General features: G+C 40.0%; 20 protein-coding genes. 4 read left to right on the forward strand and 16 right to left on the reverse strand.

The window, feature by feature from the left end; all coding sequences use genetic code 11:
- Positions 1 to 66: 66 nt before the first annotated feature.
- The gene (locus ACK4HU_RS08690; RefSeq protein WP_409805607.1) at positions 67 to 351 is read left to right on the forward strand and encodes a hypothetical protein; all 285 of its coding nucleotides are present in this window, start codon (positions 67 to 69) and stop codon (positions 349 to 351) included.
- Between the two features lie 22 nt (positions 352 to 373).
- Here the strand turns inward: ACK4HU_RS08690 and ACK4HU_RS08695 are convergent, their stop codons facing one another.
- Positions 374 to 1,978 carry a DUF748 domain-containing protein gene (locus tag ACK4HU_RS08695; RefSeq protein WP_409805610.1) on the reverse strand — a complete coding sequence of 535 codons (1,605 nt, stop codon included), beginning with the start codon at positions 1,976 to 1,978 and terminating at the stop codon, positions 374 to 376.
- Between the two features lie 221 nt (positions 1,979 to 2,199).
- On the opposite strand from ACK4HU_RS08695, the gene ACK4HU_RS08700 reads away from it, so the two are divergent.
- Entirely contained in the window at positions 2,200 to 2,997 is a 798-nt protein-coding gene (locus ACK4HU_RS08700; protein WP_409805613.1) for an endonuclease/exonuclease/phosphatase family protein, read from the forward strand.
- On the forward strand, positions 2,994 to 3,848 hold the full coding sequence (locus tag ACK4HU_RS08705; RefSeq protein WP_409805616.1) for a DUF1080 domain-containing protein: 855 nt from the start codon (positions 2,994 to 2,996) through the stop codon (positions 3,846 to 3,848). Before ACK4HU_RS08700 ends, ACK4HU_RS08705 begins: the two co-directional genes overlap by 4 nt.
- 362 nt (positions 3,849 to 4,210) lie before the next feature.
- Here ACK4HU_RS08705 and ACK4HU_RS08710 read toward each other — a convergent pair whose 3' ends face one another.
- The gene (locus ACK4HU_RS08710) at positions 4,211 to 5,623 is read right to left on the reverse strand and encodes a Gfo/Idh/MocA family protein (RefSeq protein ID WP_409805619.1); all 1,413 of its coding nucleotides are present in this window, start codon (positions 5,621 to 5,623) and stop codon (positions 4,211 to 4,213) included.
- A 147-nt stretch (positions 5,624 to 5,770) separates the two neighbouring features.
- The gene (locus ACK4HU_RS08715) at positions 5,771 to 5,980 is read right to left on the reverse strand and encodes a DUF2892 domain-containing protein (protein ID WP_409805622.1); all 210 of its coding nucleotides are present in this window, start codon (positions 5,978 to 5,980) and stop codon (positions 5,771 to 5,773) included.
- A gap of 252 nt (positions 5,981 to 6,232) precedes the next feature.
- Here ACK4HU_RS08715 and cas6 point away from each other — a divergent pair, with 252 nt between their 5' ends.
- A complete protein-coding gene (gene cas6, locus ACK4HU_RS08720) occupies positions 6,233 to 7,018 on the forward strand; it encodes a CRISPR-associated endoribonuclease Cas6 (RefSeq protein WP_409805625.1) in 786 nt (261 codons plus the stop codon).
- A 29-nt stretch (positions 7,019 to 7,047) separates the two neighbouring features.
- On the opposite strand, the gene ACK4HU_RS08725 is transcribed toward cas6, so the two are convergent.
- The 13 genes from ACK4HU_RS08725 to ACK4HU_RS08785 all read right to left on the reverse strand — a co-directional run bounded on the left by ACK4HU_RS08725 (position 7,048) and on the right by ACK4HU_RS08785 (position 16,444).
- A complete protein-coding gene (locus ACK4HU_RS08725) occupies positions 7,048 to 7,215 on the reverse strand; it encodes a hypothetical protein (RefSeq protein WP_409805628.1) in 168 nt (55 codons plus the stop codon).
- A 32-nt stretch (positions 7,216 to 7,247) separates the two neighbouring features.
- The gene (locus ACK4HU_RS08730; RefSeq protein ID WP_409805630.1) at positions 7,248 to 7,529 is read right to left on the reverse strand and encodes a hypothetical protein; all 282 of its coding nucleotides are present in this window, start codon (positions 7,527 to 7,529) and stop codon (positions 7,248 to 7,250) included.
- A 239-nt stretch (positions 7,530 to 7,768) separates the two neighbouring features.
- On the reverse strand, positions 7,769 to 8,383 hold the full coding sequence (locus tag ACK4HU_RS08735) for a thioredoxin family protein (protein WP_409805632.1): 615 nt from the start codon (positions 8,381 to 8,383) through the stop codon (positions 7,769 to 7,771).
- A gap of 7 nt (positions 8,384 to 8,390) precedes the next feature.
- Complete coding sequence (locus ACK4HU_RS08740) at positions 8,391 to 8,870, reverse strand: TlpA family protein disulfide reductase (RefSeq protein WP_409805635.1); 480 nt, start codon at positions 8,868 to 8,870, stop codon at positions 8,391 to 8,393.
- 315 nt (positions 8,871 to 9,185) lie between these two features.
- Positions 9,186 to 9,863 (reverse strand): hypothetical protein, encoded by a 678-nt coding sequence (locus ACK4HU_RS08745; protein WP_409805637.1) that lies wholly within the window; start codon positions 9,861 to 9,863, stop codon positions 9,186 to 9,188.
- A gap of 302 nt (positions 9,864 to 10,165) precedes the next feature.
- Positions 10,166 to 11,200, reverse strand: coding sequence for a glycoside hydrolase family 113 (locus tag ACK4HU_RS08750; RefSeq protein ID WP_409805640.1), 1,035 nt, complete (start codon positions 11,198 to 11,200; stop codon positions 10,166 to 10,168).
- Positions 11,201 to 11,223: 23 nt separating this feature from the next.
- Entirely contained in the window at positions 11,224 to 11,976 is a 753-nt protein-coding gene (locus tag ACK4HU_RS08755; protein WP_409805642.1) for a DUF6503 family protein, read from the reverse strand.
- A gap of 158 nt (positions 11,977 to 12,134) precedes the next feature.
- Positions 12,135 to 12,863: a DUF6503 family protein gene (locus tag ACK4HU_RS08760; protein WP_409805645.1), complete on the reverse strand. Its 729-nt coding sequence runs from the start codon at positions 12,861 to 12,863 to the stop codon at positions 12,135 to 12,137.
- Positions 12,860 to 14,173, reverse strand: coding sequence for a glycosyltransferase family 87 protein (locus ACK4HU_RS08765; protein WP_409805647.1), 1,314 nt, complete (start codon positions 14,171 to 14,173; stop codon positions 12,860 to 12,862). The genes ACK4HU_RS08760 and ACK4HU_RS08765 overlap by 4 nt, the downstream gene beginning before the upstream one ends.
- A gap of 17 nt (positions 14,174 to 14,190) precedes the next feature.
- Positions 14,191 to 15,090 carry a hypothetical protein gene (locus tag ACK4HU_RS08770; protein WP_409805649.1) on the reverse strand — a complete coding sequence of 300 codons (900 nt, stop codon included), beginning with the start codon at positions 15,088 to 15,090 and terminating at the stop codon, positions 14,191 to 14,193.
- Positions 15,068 to 15,424 (reverse strand): DUF86 domain-containing protein, encoded by a 357-nt coding sequence (locus ACK4HU_RS08775; protein WP_409805651.1) that lies wholly within the window; start codon positions 15,422 to 15,424, stop codon positions 15,068 to 15,070. The genes ACK4HU_RS08770 and ACK4HU_RS08775 overlap by 23 nt, the downstream gene beginning before the upstream one ends.
- Positions 15,414 to 15,716: a nucleotidyltransferase family protein gene (locus ACK4HU_RS08780; RefSeq protein ID WP_409805653.1), complete on the reverse strand. Its 303-nt coding sequence runs from the start codon at positions 15,714 to 15,716 to the stop codon at positions 15,414 to 15,416. The genes ACK4HU_RS08775 and ACK4HU_RS08780 overlap by 11 nt, the downstream gene beginning before the upstream one ends.
- Before the next feature lie 35 nt (positions 15,717 to 15,751).
- Positions 15,752 to 16,444 (reverse strand): glycosyltransferase family 2 protein, encoded by a 693-nt coding sequence (locus ACK4HU_RS08785; RefSeq protein ID WP_409805656.1) that lies wholly within the window; start codon positions 16,442 to 16,444, stop codon positions 15,752 to 15,754.
- Between the last annotated feature and the right edge of the window lie 7 nt (positions 16,445 to 16,451).

A 16,451-nucleotide genomic window follows, 5' to 3' on the forward strand; every position in this document is an offset into this window, starting at 1 on the left:
TTAAAAAGTCACATTGCTAATTCTATTTCTTCTAACTTTTGAGCCTGTTTTAAAATAATTTTGACCATGACCCTAGAAGAATTAAAAGCAAAAGTCGGTGAAGCTCTCGCTGATGCTAAATCAAAGATTGAAGAGCTGGACGCAAAAAAGGACAGCATTTCGGAAGAACTAAAGGATGAATTCCAGGAGAGAATCGACGAGCTACGGGCTAAAAAAGAGGAACTGGAATCAAAAATTGACGAACTCGAAGATGTCTCCGAGGATAAATGGGAAGAAATTAAGGACGTCTTGGGTGATTCCATAAAATCCTTCAAAGAAGGATTCACGAATTTGGGGAGACTATTTGAATGAATAAAAAGCCGGAAATCCGGCTTTATTTTTCTGAGGACTTTAGAAATTCTTGTGCCACTCCTCCCGGCACTATGGTCAAAATTCCCTCCTTGGTACTTTTCCACACCAGGTGAATCGGACCTCGATATTGGTTACGCTGAGTAGTGTAGGTTGCCGTCTGGTATTTTCGTTCTCCAGGTAAATTAGAATTATTCACAGCCAAATTGGCAAGAGAAGATAATACCCTGTTTTTCTTTTCGGTTCCTTTTTGATAGAGCTCAATTTTCAAATCAGTGTAGTCAAACCTCAGTTGATTGGAAGATTCTCGACTATTGCCGTGAATCTGTACATTCATTCGTACCAGATCTCCCGAAACAATTTCCCCATTCATAATTGGCTTAAGAAGTTCGTTTATTTTTGTGAGATTAAATGAAGTGAAGTCAACTCCCATATCAAATTCATCCCGGTCATAGGGTACTTTCAAATCAATAGTAAGATTTCCTGATCCTTGAATTTTGGCAGTAAATTTCCCTCTGATATGTCCTAATGCTGCCTGAGATTCCGGAATCGAGGTTAGGTTAATCAAATCTCCATTGAGGTTATCAATATGTAGTTGCCAATTTTCATTTTTACCGGGCACCATTTCCCCATAAACTATCGTAGCATTTGTCAACTTTAACGTGTCCAATTTTAATGGAAAGTTAATTTTATTGATCAAACCTTGAAAAAGCGGCTTCATCTCATCAGGTGGCCTTGCTATATTTTTATTTCTAAAATCCTCAAACTCCAAGCCCTGAAGCTCCATCTTCCTAGCTCGTATATCCAAATTTGAATAGAGATTACTATTAGCCTCAATTCCCGAAAGAATCAGTGCCTCCAGTTCAACCTCTATCAAATCCACCTGGAAATCTGTCTCTAAGGATGCTTTTTGCAGACCATCCGAATATTTTAAAGAAATCGTATTCAGAATTAATTGTTGACTTTCGGTATCGAACTCAATTTTTCCGACTTTTAAAGACTGCTGATTATCCATCAAATAGTCTAGACTATCTATCGAAATCAAAATACGTTTGTAATCAAAAGGAATTGGATAATTCCATTTCAGCGAATCAGTAGCAAGTTCTGTAGCGAGAATATTCAAATTATTGAGGCTTCCTATTTGGTCTTCCCCTAGAAGCATTACAGCACTTGCCCTGTCTAATTGAAAATTACGAATTGCACCTCTGGACAAAAGATCTCCAAACAGACTCTGAAGTGCTACTGCCGGCTTCTTTTCATCAGGATTTTCCAGGGGAATGTGAATGATAAACTCAGGCTGTGAAAAAGAAAGCTCCTGAACATCGAGCACCTTATTCCAAATCAATTTCAAAATATTTACCCGAGTCATCATCACTTGCACCACATCTCCCTCCACAATTACCCCAATCTTTTCCCCTAAGGGGGTAATTTTTACCTCATTTATCAGGATCGCTCCCCTGAAAAAATCCACTTCCAGCTGTTTAAAATTGACATTATATTGTCGATCTGGATCAGCATTGACCACAGCTTCGAGATTATTATTAATCCATGTTTTCCCCCAATAAACCCCAACTACTATTAATAGTAGAATTGCAAAGAATATCCAGAGGAATACTTTAAGGAATTGCATAAAAGTCAAATTTGAAGAAGATGACCATGAATTGTGATTTCCAATTTATTTTGGTGAGTAATATTTTAATATTTACATTCTTAATGCCAACCTCCATTTATCGGTGTTCGGTTGAAGGTAGGACTACAATTCCAAGATATTATGAATGAAAAATGAAAAATATCTTTCTCCCTTTATCAAATTTGGCTATACGGGTAAAATACAATTTTATACATTTGAGAATGAAGCAATTTTTCTTCGCTTGGATTGCAATATGTTTTATTGCACTCCCCCTTTCTGCACAGGAAATTAAAATATTAACTTTTAATATTCTCCACGGTGAGCGTGCAGATAAGCCATCTACACCCAGTCTAGCAGAACTAGCAAATCTACTTATACAGATTCAGCCCGAGGTAATTGGTCTTCAGGAAGTGGACAGTATGACCCTGAGATCTAAAGCCATCTACGGGGAACCCATAGATTTGATCAGGAATCTTTCGCGAGAGACAGGGTACAAAGGTTATTTTGGCAGAGCGATGGAATATGATAGTGGCGCTTATGGCAATGGTGTTTTAGTGAAAAAGGGATCAAATTATCATACTTTGAACCTTCCTAGCCCGGCTGGTGGCGAAGTGCGAGGGATTGCGTGGGTGAAAGCAGAACTCAAAACTTTGGAGGAATTTTATTTTGGCTCAACACATCTTTGTCATGAGTTTGAGGCAAACAGGAAGGCTCAACTGGACTCCATCCTTTCCTATGCGGATTCATTGGATAAACCGGTGGTCTGGGTGGGAGATCTTAATTTTACTCCCGACTCTCCCGAGTACAGCCTGATTCCCAGCCATTGGAAAGAAGCTGGGGCAGAAGCGGGTGTCTTGCAAAACACTTATGGTTCGTCTGAAAATGGTGCACGAATTGACTACATCTGGTATGATTCCCGAAAGTTTGAACTGGTAGAATATAAGGTATTAACAAACATCACTTTTTCGGATCATTATCCCGTTTGGGCCGTGCTCCGAATGAAAAAACAAGAGGAATGAAGCAAATCACCTGGTTTAGATTGATAGTTTTAGGTGGCATTATTTTGCTTTGGAAATGTTCGCCCGTTGAGAAAGAAGTCCAATGGCAAGACCTTTTTAATGGAAAAGACCTTAATGACTGGATAATTAAAATCCGAACCCACGAAATAGGTGAAAATTTTGCCAATACCTTCCGGGTCGATGATGGAATGATGCAGGTACGTTACGACGGCTATGACCAATTTGATAAACAATACGGTCATATTTTCTACAAAAAACCATTTTCCTATTACCTTCTTCAAGTAGAGTATCGATTTGCAGGAGAGCAATGTCCAGGTGGAGAAGGTTGGGCTTTGAGAAACAGTGGAGCGATGCTTCACTCTCAGGACCCAAAAACCATGTTAAAAGATCAGGATTTTCCAATCTCCATCGAAGGACAGTTTCTTGGTGGAAATGGCGTAGATCCCCGCAGCACCTGCAATCTGTGTACTCCGGGAACCAACGTAGTAATGGCAGATACACTTTTTACCCCACATTGTTACAATTCATCATCTCAAACCTATCATGGAGATCAGTGGGTACAGGCCAATTTCATTGTTTTGGGAGATGAAGAAGTTTATCATTTGGTAGGTCGGGACACTGTAATCAGTTATTCCAAACCACAAATCGGAGGGGGAAATGTTAACCCGGTAGATCCAGCCGTTAAAATTGATGGACAGTTAATAAAGCAGGGATACATTTCCCTTCAGAGTGAAAGTCATCCGATTGATTTCAGACGGGTAGCCATTCTGGATTTGAACAAAATAAAGGATGATCCAAAAAAGCTGAAAGAAACAGTAAGCAAAGCATTGAATTTGAAAATTGAAAATTGATCAAAGGCTTTAAAACCATTTAGAAAATTAAGGTCATTAAGTTTGGGACGAATGCTTCTTAAAAGACTTCCCTCATCCTTGCCACTTGACCATTGAATTTGAAAATTGAAAATTCATCAAGAACTTTTAACCATTTAGAAAATTAAGGTCATTAAGTTTTGGGATGAATGCCTTTGACAAATGACCTCCCTCATCCTTGCACCTTGCTCATTGAATTTGAAAATTGAAAATTTATCAAGAACTTTTAACCATTTAGAAAATTAAGGTCATTAAGTTTTGGGATAAATGCCTCTGACAAATGACTTCCCTCATCTTTGCCACTTGATCATTGAATTTGAAAATTGAAAATTGACTTCGTGCTTCTAAACCCTCACCTTGGTCGTTCCTCCACCAGCTAGCGTGATCGCAACGGGCTTGTTGGTTTTCCAATGACCTCCGGTAAAATCAGGCACATCAATGGAATTGGATCGATTGGCCACCGACCACTCACTGAGCGGCGAGATACAGCTCCAAAGTGCAGCATCATACACATCCTGATCGAGTGGAAGTCCATTTCGAAGGCAATCGATAAGTCTCCAATCCATCATAAAATCCATGCCACCGTGACCTCCGATCTGCTTAGCTAATTCTCCAACCTTCTGGACAATTTCGGGCGTGTATTTGGTCTGAAGATCTTTCATTTCCTCCTCTTTCATCCAATTGTGGCCTTTTGAGACTTTTTGATCCGGATACTTCTGCGCATAACCTTCTGTGCCACTGACTACATGTAGTCTAGAGTAGGGTCTTGGTGAAGTTACATCATGCTGAATCATGATGGTTTTGCCTTTTTTAGTCTTGACAACGGTGGTATTCATGTTTCCACGGTAACTCTTTGAAGCATAAGAGTTCCAAAAAGGATCCTCCATTGCCAATTCCTCCGCCTTCGCTTTCATTTGAAAGTCATTGGAAGAAACTGACGTTAAAAAATCCATTTGATCACCTCGGTTCACATTCAGGATTTGGCAAATTGGGCCTAGTCCGTGTGTTGGATAAAGATTCCCATTTCGAAAGTTTTCTTCCAATCTCCACATATCCTGGTAGCCTTTGTTTTTATCAAAATTTAGCCAAAGTAGATCATGTATGTAAGCACCTTCCACATGTAAAACTTCCCCAAAGAATCCCTCACGTGCCATTTTTAAGGTCATCATTTCAAAGAAATCATAGCAGCAGTTCTCTAGCTGCATGCAGTGCTTTTTGGTTCGCTCTGAAGTCTCCACGAGTTGCCAGCATTCTTCGAGGGTTCGTGCAGCAGGAACCTCAACCGCAGTATGTTTTCCGGCCTCCATTCCAAAAACCGCCATGGGCACATGCCATTCCCATGGAGTGGCGATATATATCAGGTCCAAATCGGTTCGTTCACACATTTTTTTCCAGGCATAAGCACTTCCTGAATAGAGTTCTGGGCTATGTGGTGTTCCTTCCAGGGATTTTTTGGCTTTCTCGGCCTTTTCAGGAACCAAATCGCAGAGCGCTTTGATTTCCACCCCTTCGATTTTGCTCAGTCGATCCACGGCCCCGGGACCTCTTTGGCCCAAACCCACAATACCCACTCTCACAGTTGGAATTTTTGGTGCTGCAAATCCACTCATATTAAAGGTCTGCATTCGGGATGCTCCATATTTCGCCTCAAATGGCAAGGTTTGGAATTCTTCTGCAAAGGCGCTTCCTACACCAAAAAGGCCCAATCCTGCCAATCCGGTTGATTTTAAAAATTCTCTTCTGCGATTTATAGTCATTGGTGCATTTTTTGGGTTTGCCATAGCTATTTAACAAAAAAATGAAAGAAGTCCGTACCGAATTTTACAAAGCATAAAAAAAACCGAAAGCAATCACCTCCGGTCTTTCCCAAAATTTGAAAGCACTATCAATTGTCTGTGTATAATTTAGGCCGTTTTCACCTTACAAGTCTTGATTCCCAAAAGTGTATACAAAGGACAAAAACTAACCAAACTTGTCAGCGTAAAGATGGCTGCGACCACCAAAGCGATAATTCCTAATGTGCCTGTCAGGGTTCCTGTAAAGTAAAGTACAACTAACACTGCGGCTATTATTAGCCTGATGATTTTATCGGTGCTACCCATATTTTTTTTCATGATTTGATGGATTAAAGAGTGAAACAACTTGCCTAGACTTAAAAACTAAAGTTAAGCAAAGTGAAAGACTTGTTAAATGACAAAAGTCACAGAAGGGAGTGATTTTTTGAAGGGAAATACCCAGTACTGGGTATTTTTAAGTCCCAATTTTTTAATAAGATTGAAGGAGTAAAAGAAAACAAGCTATGACATTCAGTGTCAGAGGTTTTGATCTTCTTCCGAAACCGATTATTCTTATAAAAAATCATTGTTATGAGATTCAAACTGATTTTAGAACGAACTGGAGCTGGGAAATTTATCCCCATCAACTACCAATACGAACTTTCTTCGGCCATTTACCGAATCGTTGATGAAGCAGATTCTGAATTTGCAACCTTTCTTCATCAACAGGGCTATCGGGCCAATGGCAAACCTTTCCGTCTGTTTACTTTCTCCCGGCTATTTTTCAAAGGATTCAAAGTCCTGACCGAATCCGGCAGAATTGAACATTTCGGGAGAGAAGTAGCAGTTGAAGTCAGTTTTTTGGTGGATCGGATAGCGGAAGAATTTGTAAAGGGCCTCTTTATTAACCAAGAAATATTCCTTGGGGATAAAATCTCAGGTACCACCTATCAAGTACAGCGAATAGAGGCAGTTGCAAAACCCCTGTTTTTACCAACAATGCACTACCGATGCCTCTCTCCCATCCTCATCAAACGGAAGCGAGAATCAGGCGGAGAAGACTACCTCAGTCCTGTGGATAATGGCTACTCCGACATCCTTCTTGAAAATCTGATTTCGAAAAGTTTGGCCTATTCACAAGCCATAACTATGGAAGCGGGAGTATCAGATGAACGTCCTGAGATCAAACTAGATATAAAAGGAAAACTATTTAAAAACGGAGTGACCATCAAGCAACTGACACCACAGCAAACTAAGCTGATTGGATACAGCTATGAATTTGAATTAACTGCCCCAGTGGAACTGCAAGAAATAGGTTATTATGCCGGTTTCGGGCATTTGGGAAGTCAGGGTTTTGGGTGTGTGGGGGTAAAATAGAAGGTAAAAATGAAATCAGAAATCAATACTTATTTAGAACCTGCTTCTTTAAGCTTTTTTAAAAATTCCTCTTTTGAGATAGGTTTAGCCACTTTCTTCAGGGCTGCCCAAACCTCTTCTCTTTCTTCAAGGGTTCGCGCATTAGCGAAAGGATTATCTGAATCGCTTTTTCCTAATTTTTCTGCTTTTGATTGCATGGTGATCCAAATGTACAAAATTCACTCTAAACCTATTGCCTACAAAAATAATTTTCAATGTCAATCTCACCCGCAACCTTTACTTGCAAAATTTTTATTCGATTGTCATCGAATTTTGCTGCAATTAATAAGATCCTTTTGGAAATACTATATCCACAGGCTAAATGAAACATTTGGTCTTTTGGAAATTCGTCTAATTCCCATAATCTCCAGTTCGGGTTGCTGTACACGGTTAGAATTTCTTTTTGGGATATTTTATCCGGATAATCTCCTCTGCCATGGTAAAGTTCTGAAAAATCAATATCGATATTCATTAATTGATAGTTAGTACCCTAAACCTTATGTTGCGCAACCAACACACTGGAATTGAAATTAAGGAGCTTCAAAAGTGCCTCTTGTTTGTCTGCCGCACTCAATTGAACACACTAGAACTTTTCATATTGGCTTACAGAAGAATAAAAATGTATCCCGAAAATGAGTTTCGCAGGTAGAATACCCAAATAAATAAAGGATTCCTAAAGAAGGATAGGTACCTGTTAACTCTTAGGATTAATTATTTCTTACTCCACTTTACCGTACATCCGATAGCCTTGGTGGTTTCCACAGCTACTTTTTTATTCCCAAGCACGTCCCTCATTGCATTTTCAACATACCGTTCGGTGACAGCAGCTGCATCTTGGTGATTGTTGTCAATAGCTCCGATGTATTTGACTACGTATTTTCCATTTTCCTTATTCAAGAGGTAGACATGTGGGGTTCTGGTTCCTCCATAGGCCTTGATTACATCTTGGCTTTTATCATAGACGTATGGAAAGGGGAATTTTTTTTCCTTGGCCCGCTTCTTCATTTGGTCAAAACTATCACCTGGGCTTACCTTTTCGTCATTGGAATTAATTGCGATCACAGGATAACCCAATGGAGCGTAGGTGTTGTGCAATGCAATCATCCTATCCTCGTAGGCCACTACATATGGGCAAGTATTACAGGAAAATATTACGAGAGCACCTTTCTCCCCTATTGCATCGAGTGAAACTTGCTTACCATCCACACCCGGAAGAGTAAAGCCGCTTGCTTCATCTCCAATTCTAAAGCCTGACTCCTGAGCGAAGCCCTGAGAAACCAACAAAAACCCTAAACTGAAAATTGTTAAGAACATTAAACTTTTCATCTGTCAATTATTTAAGTTTTTCAATAAGTAAATTCAATTCTTCCTCATCCAATTCCCCTTCGTGGAAATGTCGTTCCCCTGAGGGTTTTATAAATAGAGTGGCTGGTATTGCACCTGACCAACTGGGATCAACCTTGTCAATCCACCTGTTGTAATCCACGTCATCCAATAAAAAAACCGGCGCTTTGACTTTTCTTTTTTGAATGAAATTAGTCACTCGATCAGGTTTTCTACCGTCATCCAAGGAGATGAAAACCAATTCCAAACCTGAATGATTTTCAGCAGCCTGATCGAAATAAGGCATTTCCTTGATACATGGGGCACACCAGGTAGCCCAAAAATTAAAGACTCTCAAATTATCTGAGGGCCCCAATGTCATGGTCTCAAACTCCTCGAAAGAAATGATTTTGAATTCCGATTTGAAACTATCGGATTGAGGAGAAATCCAGAGTGCAAAACTAAGAATCAGTGAAAACCAAAAGCTCATAATTGATTAATTATCAGATTGTACTGTTGGTGAAGTGATATTTGTAAACATTTAAAAAGACGGTGAATAGCCAAAAATGTTAGTCCGCTCATCAAAAAATCATTCAAATGATAAGGTGAAAACGTGGCTGTCTCAGAAGTACTGAATGTCACATTGATTGCAGCTAGCCCGCCTTGGTGGGAAGTCGAAATGTAGTCCAAGTCCCTAGGAATGGCCTTCGACTTCTGTTACCTTGAGCGCCTGCCTATCCGATAGGCAGGGAGTAGAAGGGTCAGACTGACACTGCAACCCTTTATGAGACAGCCTCATCTTTATTTATCCTTCCTCTGATTCCTCTGACTCTTCATAACTCCCCTCAAATTCTTCAGCAACAATATCATCCTGACTCAACCAGTATTCTGAGGTGAGCACTTTGAAATTCTTACCGTCTTTTGATTCAATATTCCAAAGGATATCTTCCGCCTCCGGAAACGGAATGTTTGTGGCCATTTTTTCGGTAAATAACCTTTTGATCAGATTGCTGTCCGATAGTCCTTCGGCCAACAATTTAAGGATGGCCTCTTTTGTCAATTTGAACTCTCCATTTTCTTCGAGAGGGCTTATCTCACATTCAAATTGACTGGCCTTGATATTGGGAAATTTGCCATTGAAAGCTTTAAACAACAATTGATTGATGTGGAAAAGCCTACTATGAAGGTGAATCTCGGGATATTCCTCAGAGATTTTGTCCAATAGCATATCGTTGGAAATTTGCTCTATCTGTCCTTTGTTCAATTCCTCACTCAACTTGTACTCGAGTACGATGGCCGCTGCTTCATTGGGCTCGAAGTCGGTAATCGCCATCATTAGCAATTCCCGCAAGGAATCTTTATCAGCCGAAGCAGCATCCGGGAAACTGAAAAGATCCAAAAGTTGGATATAGTCATCATTGGACCAATATTCTTTGACTTCATCCAAAGTTTTGAATGAGTTGATTTTTATTTGAAATTTCATACGTTTTGTTAATTTTTAAACTGTTATGATGAGTTAAATAAGGTTTTTAGCTCATAAAAAAATCTAAAAACCAAGTGGGACTGATAAATGTAAGTAGGATATAAATCCTCAATTTTAGCTATCCTATTTTGAATTTCTTCTACTTGCAAAGACAATATGTGAATCAGCAAATCTGAATACATCATACTGCTCAGCCTATCCTACACAAGGCCATTTCAGGCAGACTAGTTCCAAGTGTTCCAAGTAATTCCTAAAGCAATTTTTGAAATTTGAAAAAGAAAAGAATACCCAAAAGCTCAAACCTATTTCAAAAAATAAGCACTCATCACTCGCTCAGCAGCTTTTCCCTGCGGGGTAAAATCCGGTTCGCGCTGATGGCGCTCAGGGTACCATTTCCAGAAAAAGACTCCGGCCATCCAGGATTTTTTCCAGGCTGTTTCAAAAAACGCTTCGTAACATAGCGCCTGAACTTCTTCCGAAAACTCAATTTCTTTTCGCTCGTTGGGCCAAACCCATGGCTCCACAGCTGCATCGACCGTATTGCAATAGCCAATTTCAGTGAATAAGACAGGTTTTTTGTACTTTCTGACCACCTTTTCGATTTTTGGCAAATGGCTTTCCCATGACTTTTTCAACTCATTCAAATTAGGATTGTGATCTTTTGCCAATGGGAAATATGCTTGTACTCCTATGTAATCCAGGGCATCCCAAAATTTCACTTTTTCGAACTCGGTGAAGTTTGCAGCATAGGTAATTTTCCCGGAATAGACTTTTCTTACTTCCGCTATGATTGCTCTCCATTCCTTTTCCCGCTGAGAAGTCAGTTCCAATTCGGTCCCCACGCAAAGCATAGGCATCTTCAGATCTTCCGCCAATCTCGCATAATCAAGAATAAACCCTTGATAATTTGCAAACCAAATTTTCCAATCTGCCTCATTTTGCATTTCGATCTCTCCAGGCCAACTGCCTCTCGCCCACAGATGAGGCTTCATCATATTCATAATTCCTTTGGAAGCTGAAGAGTCATAAGTAGCCTTGATCCCGGCTGGAGTTTCACCCCACCATCGCCTTTCGTTACTCATATCCCAGCGGATTTCGGGAGTGTTTTTTTCACTTTGCCAGCCAAAAGGAGTCTGAGAAATAGCATTTGCTCCGGTAGCAAGCAATGCCTGAACTTCTCCCCCTTGAAGCGGCTGACGACTACCCACCCAGCAGACGCCTTTCCACTTTTCCTCGGTTTTCATTAAGTTTTCGGCAGGAATAAAAAACCAGATGAGGAAACTCAAGGCAACCAAACCCACTGAACTAAAAAGATATTTGCTGATCATGGGCTTCATAAAGAATGGAATTGGATACAGAATTAATTTGTAATGGCTACTACGCTAATATTCTCCAAATTGATCTCAGAGAGTTGCTCCAATTTACCTGAAATGTAGAGTTCTTGCATCTTTTCGACAGGAGTATTTTTATTAGCCGGCTTAAGATTCAAATAGTTTTGAAATCGGATTCCACCGACTTCCTTAAAACCATTTACTTCACGCATTCTTACCCCACCTCCCTCGGTATGGTAACTGTATGCCATGTAATCCAAGTAATAATCCTCCACGCCAATCCAATACAAAAACTCGTCCTCGTAATGTTCTCCCCCGCCCTCCGGCACAAATGTCACTTTGATCAAATGATACTTTTCACCTTTGATTTCAGTTTCTCCAAGGTAAGTTTTGATTGCTGCGGAATCATTTAATCCATAAGGAAGAAAGGCGAAATAGGCCACCGAATTTATCGATCGGGAAAAAGCTCCAACACGTTCTTCGGTAAGTGTATCGATCCTTGTACCATTAACTTCTCGGACAAATCCTGAATTGTTCAGCACGTCCTTTACTCGTCCCGTGGAATCGGTAAACTCCCGGATGTATTCGAATGCTGAGGGAGATTTGAAGATGGTGTAGTGGATATTTCTAAAATCAAACTCGATTTTGGAGCTCTCATAGGTCTTTCCACCATGTGCTTCAATAGAGGCATCGACAATCTTTTCGGCCTCGGTTCGCTGGTTGCAAGAAAAACACAGGATACTAACTGCGAGAATGGATAGTGTATAAATTATTTTTTTCATCAATTTTTAGAAAGAAATGGAAATACTATGGAAATAAACTCTCCTTCGGAGAATGAAATACTATGGAAATATTTCGCAAAGCATATTTCTCCGAGCGCAGCGAGAATTTTTCAATTGTATTTCTTATCTGAAATGTACTAGAACGTTATTTATTTAGATTATTTGAGAATTTGATAATCCGAATACCTGTACTCAGCCCTGAGAAACAGCCTTTCCCCATTATCGTTCACTCTCCAGCTTTCCCGTTTGCCATGAAATTTGAGTCCATCGACTTCCTCAAAACTCAAGTTGTAAACCAAGCTCCGATGATCCTTCAATTGGACTTCAATTCCAATCATTTCCGAAGTCTCCGGCTCAAAGTAATACCACCAAATATCTGATCCCTGACCATAATCCACTTGAATCACATCAATAGGTTTTCCATTTTCTAGCGTTTTCTGACCTTCAAAGCTAAGGTTTGTTCCTTCATCGAGTAGTTTCCAAGGCTGGGCGACGGCATAGAAGGCTGCATCAAAGTCTTTCTTTTTTGATGCTAAAAACCCTTCATTTTTCACTTCATTTTCCCCCATGTAGTAACTCATCTTTGATCCATCCCAACTGGACACATGTGTGACACTGTCTTTAGTCCAGGTGATTTTCCCCTCGAAATAGGGTTTGAAACGGAATTCATGCCATTGATCCAATTCGCTTTCTACTGAACCATCATCACTTAAAAGGCGAGTCCATTTTCGGAATTTTAGGCTTTTAATCCCTTCCCATGATTCCGTACCCCCATGCGCTGCTATCGATTTTTTCAAAAGTTCTTGCGCTTGCTTTTCTGAGCTTGGGGCACATGATATCACCAAGTAAGAAACCAGCAATATCAAAAGCGGTAAAATTGGTCTCATGATTTGAAGTTGGGAATTCTGTAAGGACGAAAGTAATCAAAGAAAATCGCAGCAAAAACAAGAAAATATTCAGTAAAAAGGAAGATTGGGCTTTCTTTAAAATCTGTATTTCCGTAAGCCTGATAAGAAAAAATTACAGCGAAGGTCCAAATCAGGAATGTGTTTCGGTGAGTCAATAAGCTTAATCCAAAAGCCGGAATAATGTACCAAGGATGTACCACCGGCTGCAAGATCAAATAAATGAGATAAATCAGCACCAATAAGTCCACCAATTCAAAAAGAGATTTAGGTTTCATTTTCCAAGAGAAAAAAACAATAGCAAGGAGTGTTGCGCCCGAAAGAATTTTAGTCAGTGTCTCAATAGTATTGTACCCTTTAATCCAAAATCCAACTTCTCTCAGCAAGTAATATACAGATCCATTAAACTCGAATTTCCCTTGATACAGCCTGATGCTCTGGAAAAAATTCAGGTAGGAATCATCCCAATAAAGCCAGACGAAGCAAAGAATTACCGAGAAAAAACTGGCAATCCAAAATGTCAAATTTTTTCTGGCTTCTGCAAAGAATAAAAACGCCGGTACAAGCATTAAAGGCAACAACTTCATACTAATAGCCAAACCCCAAAATCCTCCCGAAAGCCAATTTTTCCTTTTTTGCAATGCAAGCAAGGATGCCAAAAGAAAAACTAAAACAAGCCCTTCAAAATGGAGATTCCCTGTGATTTCGAGGATTATCAGAGGATTAAACCAATAAAGTAAAATTATTTTTGAAGGCTTCTGAAATAGTTCAAGAAGCTTCCAAAGCAGGTAGAAAACGGCTATTTCTCCTAAAATCAGCATCAATCGCAAAGCAAAAAAACCATTCCAAATAGAACCATTTGAAGCTACGGCTCCAATCGTGAAAACAGCTTGGTTGAGCGGAGGATAGACAGAATAGTAATCGGGAGAGTTTAGCTTATCAAAAAGCGAATTGAGATAGGAATTGTCTGAATCGGGCTGTGCTTCTTGATATTCCCGAGGAGTTTGAAGGTACGGGTTTTCTCTTACTGTCAGGAGTTCTCCATCCCAAAGGAAGCGATATACATCATCGGACCATTGAGGAGCAAATGCAAAAACAGCCAATCGGAGTAAAATGCCTGCCCAAAAGATTTTGGTTCGGTTGATTCTATGTTCCGAAAGAAAAAACAAGAGGACCATTCCTGAAAAAATTAATCCAAATAACCCAAAAGTCAGCCCGAATTCAAATCGCGGAGTTTGGGCTAATACAAAAAGAAGTCCTGCCATCAGCAGAACCAACAGGTATTTCAACAACTGTTTTCCTCTCGGATTCAAAGTCCCAAGTCCTTTCTCAAGGGTTCATAAATCGACTCGTTCTTATTCCAATAATCCAGCATCTGCATGGAAGATCTCGTCGCTGTCGTGATTTCCTGCTGCCCATTGGATTTGGTCCAAGTCTCCGTGAAACTCAGAACTTCGAACGGAAAAAACTGCTGGTATTGAATAGAAAATTTTCGTCCGATTTCATTGTAAACCACCTCGATTTCTGCCTGATTCGAACCAAGCTCTTTTTTAGAAATTGTCGCTTGTTCAGCCTTTAATGGAATATGGGCGAAGCGCTGAAAAATCAAACTTGGAATCAGTTTTTGATTTCCCATGGGAATCAAATCAGGGTTAAGTCTGATCAAGTTGAAAAGTTCATCCTCTGCAGAAGCGCCGATTTTGGAATCCGTGTCTCCTTCAGATTCAAAATAAGAAAACTCGCTAGTGCGGTAATTTCCGTTTTTATAATTCATTTGCGTGAATGCTTGTCCACACCATTCGGTAACTGAAGCTGTGAGCTTTGGTGAACGGACATCATCATATACCGGCGTAAAAACCGAGAGCATGGTATTGTAGGGATAAACACCCGTCATAAACTCACGCGTCATATTCAGCTTGAGCACTTTTTGGGCATCAGAGCGCTTCTTCTCAGGATTGTCCAATTTGACTTGCTTGGATTTTGAAAAATCCTCCGTCACAAAGATCATCACTGCCGTTCCCGGACGAACCTCACCATATCGACTCTGCTGAAGATCAAAGACATTGATTTCTGCTTTTCCCTGATACCAGTAGGTAGAAAATTGTCCTTCGTTTATTCCCTCTCGGGTTGAAGAATTGCAAGCCGGAAGTAGGAAGGACAACCCAACGACCCACAGTATATTAAACTTATTTCTCCTTATTAAAATCATGTCTTTGAATAAGTTGAGTTATCTCTTCTTTGAGTTTTGGCAAATGGTTAATGGAAATTCCCCAGATTGTTTCAGGCGAAACTGAATCATATCCATGGATAATTCTATTCCTGGTATCAACAATTTTTCTTGAACTGGAAATCTGAATTTCAGGATTTGATTTAAGTAATTGATTCACTGCCTCTCCTATAATTTCAATATTTCGTTCGACAGCTTTTCTTGTCTTAAGATCCTTTTTGAACACGAAATAGTCTCGGGGCTCAGGTAAAAAATCAAAGATTTGATCAATAGCAGTTTGAATATCTAATAATCTGCTTAAATCTTTAACCTTCATAAACCACAACCTTGGATCGCTCGATTTCCTGTCTAATAATCGGGTTCAAATCAGCTCTTTCCTCCAATAAATCCACTGACCTACCAAGAATTCTTTCAAGTCCAAATTTGAGATCGAAATATTTCTCAGTGTATTCCAAGGGGTCATTTTCTTCCAAGTCAACAATTAAATCCACGTCACTTTCTTCTCCAAAATGATCTGTAAGTACGGATCCGAATGCATAGAGAGATTTGACCCTATTCAACTGACAGAGTTTTTCGATTGACTTGAGATAAGGACTTAAATTTTCCATAGCTGAATTTGAAAATAATGCTATAACAAACTGAATCACCAATATTTAAATATCGTGAAAATAATCTTATACCCCGCTCCGATCACTCCTTTAACTGTTCCACTTACTTTAGATACGCCAATTCTCTTACGGTAGTTCACCGGAACTTCAGAGTAGCGAAGACCGGCCTTATGGGCCTTGATTTGCATTTCAATTGTCCATCCGAAGTTCTCATCCACCATATTCAGATCAAGTAACTTCTTCCAGACAATGGCGCGAAAGGGACCGAGGTCAGAGAATTTTGCGCCTTGGATATATTTCATCATCGTCGTTGCAAGCCAATTCCCAAACACCTGAGGAAAGGTCATGGAGCCACTTTCCCGCTGCCCTAAAGCTCTTGAACCGATGACCATATCAGCTTTTCCATCCAAAATTGGCTGAATCAAATCCATCATTTCATGGGGATAATCACTGTAATCTCCGTCTAAGAACACCACGATATCGGGCTGAATTTCTTGATTTTTAATCCAGTCCATCGCTGTTTGGCAAGCTTTTCCGTAGCCTTTTTGAGGTTCAAAGACAACTTTTGCTCCTGCTGATTTGGCTACTTCCCCTGTTCTATCGGTTGAGTTGTTATTTGCCACCACGATATGGCGGACAAACGAGGGAATTTCTGCAATGACTTTTGGAATCGATTTCTCCTCGTTAAATGCAGGGATAATGACGTCAATGATGGGCGGATTCTGCATCAACTGG

This window comes from Algoriphagus sp. (assembly GCF_046296635.1).
Taxonomy (GTDB): Bacteria; Bacteroidota; Bacteroidia; order Cytophagales; family Cyclobacteriaceae; genus Algoriphagus.

Excerpts from the sequence above, each read along its gene's own strand:
- ACK4HU_RS08770 (WP_409805649.1), bottom strand. The coding sequence starts at position 15,090 with ATGATTTTAATAAGGAGAAATAAGTTTAATATACTGTGGGTCGTTGGG.
- ACK4HU_RS08695 (WP_409805610.1), bottom strand. The coding sequence starts at position 1,978 with ATGCAATTCCTTAAAGTATTCCTCTGGATATTCTTTGCAATTCTACTA.
- ACK4HU_RS08740 (WP_409805635.1), bottom strand. The coding sequence starts at position 8,870 with ATGAGCTTTTGGTTTTCACTGATTCTTAGTTTTGCACTCTGGATTTCT.
- ACK4HU_RS08705 (WP_409805616.1), top strand. The coding sequence starts at position 2,994 with ATGAAGCAAATCACCTGGTTTAGATTGATAGTTTTAGGTGGCATTATT.
- ACK4HU_RS08715 (WP_409805622.1), bottom strand. The coding sequence starts at position 5,980 with ATGAAAAAAAATATGGGTAGCACCGATAAAATCATCAGGCTAATAATA.
- ACK4HU_RS08760 (WP_409805645.1), bottom strand. The coding sequence starts at position 12,863 with ATGAGACCAATTTTACCGCTTTTGATATTGCTGGTTTCTTACTTGGTG.
- ACK4HU_RS08750 (WP_409805640.1), bottom strand. The coding sequence starts at position 11,200 with ATGAAGCCCATGATCAGCAAATATCTTTTTAGTTCAGTGGGTTTGGTT.
- ACK4HU_RS08755 (WP_409805642.1), bottom strand. The coding sequence starts at position 11,976 with ATGAAAAAAATAATTTATACACTATCCATTCTCGCAGTTAGTATCCTG.
- ACK4HU_RS08785 (WP_409805656.1), bottom strand. The coding sequence starts at position 16,444 with ATGCAGAATCCGCCCATCATTGACGTCATTATCCCTGCATTTAACGAG.
- cas6 (WP_409805625.1), top strand. The coding sequence starts at position 6,233 with ATGAGATTCAAACTGATTTTAGAACGAACTGGAGCTGGGAAATTTATC.
- ACK4HU_RS08710 (WP_409805619.1), bottom strand. The coding sequence starts at position 5,623 with ATGACTATAAATCGCAGAAGAGAATTTTTAAAATCAACCGGATTGGCA.
- ACK4HU_RS08690 (WP_409805607.1), top strand. The coding sequence starts at position 67 with ATGACCCTAGAAGAATTAAAAGCAAAAGTCGGTGAAGCTCTCGCTGAT.
- ACK4HU_RS08745 (WP_409805637.1), bottom strand. The coding sequence starts at position 9,863 with ATGAAATTTCAAATAAAAATCAACTCATTCAAAACTTTGGATGAAGTC.
- ACK4HU_RS08775 (WP_409805651.1), bottom strand. The coding sequence starts at position 15,424 with ATGAAGGTTAAAGATTTAAGCAGATTATTAGATATTCAAACTGCTATT.
- ACK4HU_RS08700 (WP_409805613.1), top strand. The coding sequence starts at position 2,200 with ATGAAGCAATTTTTCTTCGCTTGGATTGCAATATGTTTTATTGCACTC.
- ACK4HU_RS08730 (WP_409805630.1), bottom strand. The coding sequence starts at position 7,529 with ATGAATATCGATATTGATTTTTCAGAACTTTACCATGGCAGAGGAGAT.
- ACK4HU_RS08780 (WP_409805653.1), bottom strand. The coding sequence starts at position 15,716 with ATGGAAAATTTAAGTCCTTATCTCAAGTCAATCGAAAAACTCTGTCAG.
- ACK4HU_RS08725 (WP_409805628.1), bottom strand. The coding sequence starts at position 7,215 with ATGCAATCAAAAGCAGAAAAATTAGGAAAAAGCGATTCAGATAATCCT.
- ACK4HU_RS08735 (WP_409805632.1), bottom strand. The coding sequence starts at position 8,383 with ATGAAAAGTTTAATGTTCTTAACAATTTTCAGTTTAGGGTTTTTGTTG.